Origin of the sequence: Calditerricola satsumensis (genome assembly GCF_014646935.1) — a bacterium.
Classification (GTDB): domain Bacteria; phylum Bacillota; class Bacilli; order Calditerricolales; family Calditerricolaceae; genus Calditerricola; species Calditerricola satsumensis.
Window position 1 is genome coordinate 20,907 of the sequence record NZ_BMOF01000031.1, and the last position, 6,203, is coordinate 27,109.

The 6,203-nt window shown below is 62.2% G+C and carries 6 protein-coding genes; all 6 read left to right on the plus strand.

Features of this window, described 5'->3' with window-relative positions; genetic code table 11:
- Positions 1 to 2 precede the first annotated feature (2 nt).
- Positions 3 to 338 carry a rhodanese-like domain-containing protein gene (locus IEX61_RS08065; protein WP_054671964.1) on the plus strand — a complete coding sequence of 112 codons (336 nt, stop codon included), beginning with the start codon at positions 3 to 5 and terminating at the stop codon, positions 336 to 338.
- A gap of 106 nt (positions 339 to 444) precedes the next feature.
- Positions 445 to 678 carry a preprotein translocase subunit SecG gene (secG, locus tag IEX61_RS08070; RefSeq protein WP_054671968.1) on the plus strand — a complete coding sequence of 78 codons (234 nt, stop codon included), beginning with the start codon at positions 445 to 447 and terminating at the stop codon, positions 676 to 678.
- A gap of 162 nt (positions 679 to 840) precedes the next feature.
- A complete protein-coding gene (locus IEX61_RS08075) occupies positions 841 to 1,569 on the plus strand; it encodes an alpha/beta hydrolase (protein WP_188817498.1) in 729 nt (242 codons plus the stop codon).
- Positions 1,566 to 2,348 (plus strand): alpha/beta hydrolase, encoded by a 783-nt coding sequence (locus IEX61_RS08080; protein ID WP_188817500.1) that lies wholly within the window; start codon positions 1,566 to 1,568, stop codon positions 2,346 to 2,348. The genes IEX61_RS08075 and IEX61_RS08080 overlap by 4 nt, the downstream gene beginning before the upstream one ends.
- Positions 2,349 to 2,392: 44 nt before the next feature.
- Positions 2,393 to 4,699: a ribonuclease R gene (gene rnr / locus IEX61_RS08085; protein WP_229725783.1), complete on the plus strand. Its 2,307-nt coding sequence runs from the start codon at positions 2,393 to 2,395 to the stop codon at positions 4,697 to 4,699.
- Positions 4,700 to 4,965: 266 nt separating this feature from the next.
- Positions 4,966 to 6,003 (plus strand): metallophosphoesterase, encoded by a 1,038-nt coding sequence (locus IEX61_RS08090; protein WP_188817502.1) that lies wholly within the window; start codon positions 4,966 to 4,968, stop codon positions 6,001 to 6,003.
- Positions 6,004 to 6,203 lie beyond the last annotated feature (200 nt).

Consider the following 6,203-nt stretch of genomic DNA (forward strand, 5'->3'; position numbering starts at 1 on the left):
CGATGATCGGCGGCCTCTTCGGCGACATCCCGGAGGTCACGCCCGAGGAAGCGAAGGAGCTTCTGGCGACGGGCGGGGCGCGCTACGGCCTCCTCGACGTGCGCACGCCGGAGGAATGGGCGCGCTACCGCATACCGGGAGCGGTGCTGATTCCGCTCGATGAATTGCCGGCGCGCGCCGGCGAATTGGATAAGGGTCGCGAGTGGATCGTGCTGTGCAAGGCGGGGGTGCGCAGCGCCTATGCCTGCGCCTACCTCCGCCAACTTGGTTTTCGCGTGCGAAACCTGCAGGGCGGCATCCTGGCGTGGTGGGAAGCGTTTGGCGTCGAAACGGGATAGGCGCGCAAGGACGCCACGCCCTTTTTCTTGCGCTGGCCGTCCGGTTGTGATACAGTGACAATGATCATGGGTCGCGCGAGACGACACGACGAGGAGGAACGCCCACATGGCGATGCTGCTGAAGATCCTGCTTGTCCTGGTTTCGCTCGGGCTGATCGCCATTGTCCTGCTGCAGTCGGGCCGCAGCGCAGGGCTGTCAGGGGCCATCGCCGGCGGCGCCGAGCAACTGATGGGGAAAACGAAGGCCCGCGGTTTGGAAGCGGTGTTTGCCCGCATCACCACGGTGCTGGCCGTGCTGTTTATGGTGCTGTCGCTGACCGTGGCCTATTTTGTCCGGTAACGCTGCGCGGCCCCGGGGCCGTTTGCTCAGTTCTCCCGCGTGCCGTGCATGAATCGGGTGAAAGCCGCATAAGGTAGACGGAAGAGACCAAACAGCAAGTCGCGGCACTTGCTGTTTTTCTTTCCTTTGCGGGCGTTGGGCCGTGGGGAAGGAGGGATCCCTGTGCACGGTTGCGTGCTGATCCACGGCTTTACCGGCAGTCCGTACGAAGTGGCGCCGCTGGCCGACCATCTGGCCGCTCGCGGCGTGCGCGTGTACACCCCCGTGCTGGCCGGCCATGAGGGCTCGGGCCGCACGTTGCGCCAGGTGACCTGGCAAGATTGGATCCGCTCGGCGGAAGACGGCCTGCGCGAGGCGCTTTCGGCGTGCGACCCCGTCGATCTGGTCGGCTTTTCCATGGGCGGGCTGATCGCCGCGCACTTGGCCACGCGCTACCCGGTACGCCGGCTCGTCCTCTTAAGCGCCTGCGTCTTCTACCTCAACCCGCGGCAGCTCTTTCGCGACGTGGCGGCTGCGATCAAATCCAACTTCGGCAGCGGGTACAGCAAGGATCAGTTGCGCCGCTATGTGGACAAGGTGTCCAAGACGCCGTTGCGCGCGGTGGTCCACTTTCGTCGCTTGGTGCAGGTGTTGCGGGCCGATTTGGCCAGGGTCGAGGTGCCGACGCTGATCCTCCAGGGGGCCTGCGACGACCTCGTCGAGCCGCGCAGCGCGCAATACCTGTACGAGACCATTCCGGCCAAGGTGAAAGAGGTGCACGTTCTGCCGCGCTCCAAGCACATCCTGTGCCACGACTGCGAGAAGGACGAGGTGCTGCGCTTGGTGGAGCGGTTTTTGCTAGCGCCTCCTGCGTCCCCGTCATCCGGGAACCCGGGAGCGAACGCGTCATGAAGACGAGCCCCCGTCGCCCCGCGCCGTTCACCTTTGCCGGCGGGAAGGCGGGGCTTTTGCTCTTGCACGGGTTCACGGGTACGACAGCGGAGCTTTTGCCCCTCGGCCGCGCCCTCAACCGTCGCGGCTACACCGTCCACGCGCCGCTTCTCGCCGGCCACGGCACCACGCCGGAGGAACTGGCCCAGACAGGATGGGAAGACTGGTGGGCCAGCGCGCGCGAGGGGTACCGGACGCTGCGCGCCATGGGCTGCGACCCGATCGGCGCCGTCGGCCTGTCGATGGGCGGGCTGCTGGCGCTCGACCTCGCCGTGCACGAGGCCCTTGCGGCGGTGGCCACCTTGTGTGCCCCGGTTTACGTGCGCGACAAGCGCCTGTGGGCCACCGGGGTGCTGAAGTACCTCCGCCCCTATGCCCGGCGCGGCCGCGCGAAACCGCCGCACATCGAGCGGGAACTCTATGTGTACGAGAAGATTCCGCTTTCGTCCGTCGACAGCCTCCGCCGCTTGATGCTCCGGGTGCGCCGGCGCCTTCCCGACGTGCGTGTTCCCGTGTTCATCGCCCAAAGCGGGCAAGACGAGACGGTGGACCCGCGCAGCGCCGACGCCCTCTACGCCGAGATCGGCTCGGCGCACAAGGAGCGGGCCCTCTACCCGCACTCGACGCACATCATCACCCTCGACGTGGAAAAGGACCAGCTCTTTGCCGACCTGGCGGCGTTCTTCGCGCGGTGGATGCCGCCGGATGTCGGCGATGACGAAAACAGCCGCAGGAGTTGAGGAGCGTGGGGAAACCGATCACCGAAGACGCCGTGCTGCAGTTCATGCGCGAAGACGCCTACAAGCCGCTGACGGTGCAAGAACTGGAGGCGGCCTTCGGCATCACCACGGCTAAAGAGTTCACCGCCTTTGTGAAGCTTTTAAACCGCCTCGAAGACGAGGGGAAAGTGGTGCGCACCCGCACCAACCGCTACGGCGTGCCGGAGCGGATGAACCTGGTGCGCGGGCGGCTCGAGGCCCACGCCAAGGGTTTCGCCTTCGTCATTCCCGACGAGCCGGGCGAGCCGGACATCTACGTGCACCCCAACGACGTGGGCGGTGCCATGCACGGCGACAAGGTGCTCGTGCGCATCGAGAAGCGCACCGGCGCGCAGCGCGCCGAAGGGGTCGTCGTGCGCGTTTTGCAGCGGGCCAACACCGACATCGTCGGCACGTACGTCGACAAGGAGACCTACGGCCTGGTCATCCCCGACGACCGCCGGCTGACGGCCCACGTGTACATTCCGAAGGAGAAATCGCGCGGCGCCGTCGAGGGGCACAAGGTGGTCGTTCGCATCACCCGCTATCCCGACGCCACGAGCGATCCGGAAGGGGAAGTGCGCGAGATCCTCGGCCACAAGAACGACCCCGGCGTCGACATCCTGTCCATCATCCGCCGTTACGACCTGCCCGAGGCCTTCCCGGAAGAGGTGCTCGAAGAAGCAGAGGCCATTCCCGACACGATCGACCCCAAGGAGCTGGAAGGGCGGCGCGACCTGCGCGACAAGAAGATGGTCACCATCGACGGGGCCGACGCCAAGGACCTCGACGACGCCGTGTCGGTGGAACGCCTGCCCAACGGCAACTACCTCCTCGGCGTGCACATCGCCGACGTCAGCTACTACGTCAAGGAAGGTTCGGCCCTCGACCGGGAGGCGTACCGGCGGGGGACAAGCGTCTACCTCGTCGACCGGGTCATCCCCATGCTTCCGCACCGCCTGTCCAACGGGATCTGCAGCCTCAACCCGCGCGTCGACCGGCTGACCATCTCCTGCGAGATGGAGATCGACGCCGAGACGGCCGAGGTGGTGCGCTACGAGATCTTCCCCAGCGTCATCCGCACCAACGAGCGGATGACCTACGACGCGGTGCGCCGCATCCTCGTCGACAACGACCCGGAGCTCATCGAGCGCTACGAGTACCTTGTCGACGACTTCCGCCTGATGGAAGAGATGGCCCGCAAGCTGCGCCAGAAGCGGATGGAACGCGGGGCCATCGATTTCGACTTCCAGGAGGCCAAGATCCTCGTCGACGAGCAGGGCAAGCCGATCGACGTCCAGGTGCGGCCGCGGACCATCGCCGAACAGATCATCGAGGAGTTCATGCTCAAGGCCAACGAGACGGTGGCCGAACACTTCTACTGGCTGCGCGTGCCGTTCATCTACCGCGTCCACGAGGATCCGGACCCTGAGAAGATGCAGGCCTTCCTCGAGTTCGTCTCCACTCTCGGGTACGTCGTGCGCGGCAAGGCGGACAAGATTCACCCGCGCGCCCTGCAGCAGCTCCTCGAGGCGGTGAAGGGCACGCCCGAGGAGCAGGTGATCAGCACCGTCATGCTGCGCTCGATGAAGCAGGCCCGCTACGAGGCGGAGTGTCGCGGCCACTTCGGCCTGTCGACGCCGTATTACACCCACTTCACCTCGCCCATTCGCCGCTACCCGGACCTGATCGTTCACCGCATGATCCGCCGTATGTGGGAGAAGGGCGGCGTGGCGCCCGAGGAAGAGGAGGCGCTGCACGAGCGCATGCGCCAGATCGCCGAGCATTCCTCGGAGCGGGAGCGCATCGCCGTCGACGCCGAGCGGGAGACGGAAGACCTGAAGAAGGCCGAGTACATGCTCGAGCGCATCGGCGAGGAATTCGACGCCGTGGTCAGCTCGGTCACCTCCTTCGGCCTTTTCGTGCGCCTGCCCAACACCATCGAGGGGCTGGTACACATCAGCTACCTGACCGACGACTACTACCACTTCCATGAGAAGCACCTCGCCCTCGTCGGCGAACGCACCGGAAATGTTTTCCGTATCGGTGACGCCGTGCGCGTGCGCGTGCTCAACGTCAACGTGGACGAGCACACCATTGACTTCGAGCTGGTGGGCATGGAGCGGCCGGCCTGGGTGAAGAAGAAGGCGCCACGGGTGATCGATGCCACCGCCCATGACGCGGGTCGGCGCGGCAAGAAGAAGGGCAAGAACGGACGGCGCGACTACGCTCCCGCGCCGCCGAAGAAGGCAAAGGCGAAAGGGAAGGGGAAGACCAAGAAGAAGAAGGCCGGCGCGAAGAAGAAGGCCAGGAAGGCGAAGAAGAGGCGGTGAGGGTTGCGTTTTGGGAAGGCGGCACAGAAGGCCGCGCCTGCACGGAGAAGAGACGATCGGTTCCCGAGCCCGCGAAGGCGCGGGCGTTTTTGTTTGGTCAGGAAATTTGCAGGTGCGGAAAATCTGGACAGTCGCGGGGACAAAGGATTAAGATAGAATCGGTAGGGGATGAAAAAAGAGGATCAGCGGTTTCGGAGTCAGGAGACGCGCGAAGGGGGTGGGACAATGCGGGGTTTTTTGTCTTGTTGCGAGGAGGCAGTGCGGGAATGTTTAAAAAGGTGATGTTGTCCTTTCTTACAGCCTTTCTTGTGCTCTTGGGATACATTTTCTGGGAAACCAATCGCGTTGTGGTCGTGCACGATACGCTCGCCTTTACCGATCTCCCCGCCGGTTTTGACGGATTTCGCATTTTGCACATCACCGACGTTCATGCGAAAACGTTTGGGGAAAACCAATCGCGCTTGCTTGCCAAGCTAAAAGGGGAAAACGTCGATCTCATTGTGCTGACGGGCGATTACATGGATCGTCATTCCGAGAAGGATCAGGTCGCACCCACCCTGGATTTGATCAAAGGCTTGCGAGCGTTGTTTCCTCAGGCTCCCGTTTATTTTGTGACCGGCAATGCGGATGTGCACGACCAGAACGATCGTCTCGTTTCAGCCATGCAGCAGGCGGGGGCGATCTTTTTAGAGGGCGGGCATCCTCGCCATCCCTATGCGTTGAAACGGGGGAACGATCGCATCTGGATCGGAACGGCAAGCTATACGGAAGAAGAATTTAAAACGTTTGGCATAGAAAAGGAAGATTTTTATATTGTTCTTACCCATTTTCCATGGGAAGCGAACATTGAGGAGAAAAATCGAGAAGCCGAGAAGCGATATGAAGAAGCGATGGCCAGTGGGGCAGATCCTCGTCAGGTCAAGAAGATCGTGTACGTCGACGCCGATCTCATCTTCGCCGGGCATACCCATGGCGGGCAGATTCGTCTCCCCTTCATTGGCGCCCTGTACGCCCCGGAAGTCGAACAGAAGGGTGTGGATATTGAGTTGTACGAGAAGGAATCTAAAACGAAATCTTTTATTGATAAATTAAGAGCAGAAGGCTTTTTCCCGAAATATTCGAAGGGCATTTACCGAGAAAACGGACGGGTCCTGTACATCAGCGGCGGTCTGGGTGTCGGCGGAGACTTTCCGCTCCTGCGCTTTCGATTTTTGAATCCTCCCGAGGTCAATCTTGTGGAATTGAAACGCGCTCGCGAACTCCCAGAACGAGAGGGCAAGAGTAATCGAATCGCCGACTCTTGAGAAACACGTGTGCTCAAATACGTGCCAAGGTACAAAAAAGGAGTATTTTAGAAAGCATTGCACCTGAACATTTGAAAATTGGCGAGCTGTGGGCGGAGTCGCCAATCCGTTTACCTAAGTGAGCTGACCGTGGTCGGTATCTGAGTTGAGTCCGTATTCTTGTGTAAAAAGGACTCTCTGAAAAAAGTCAGAGAGCCATT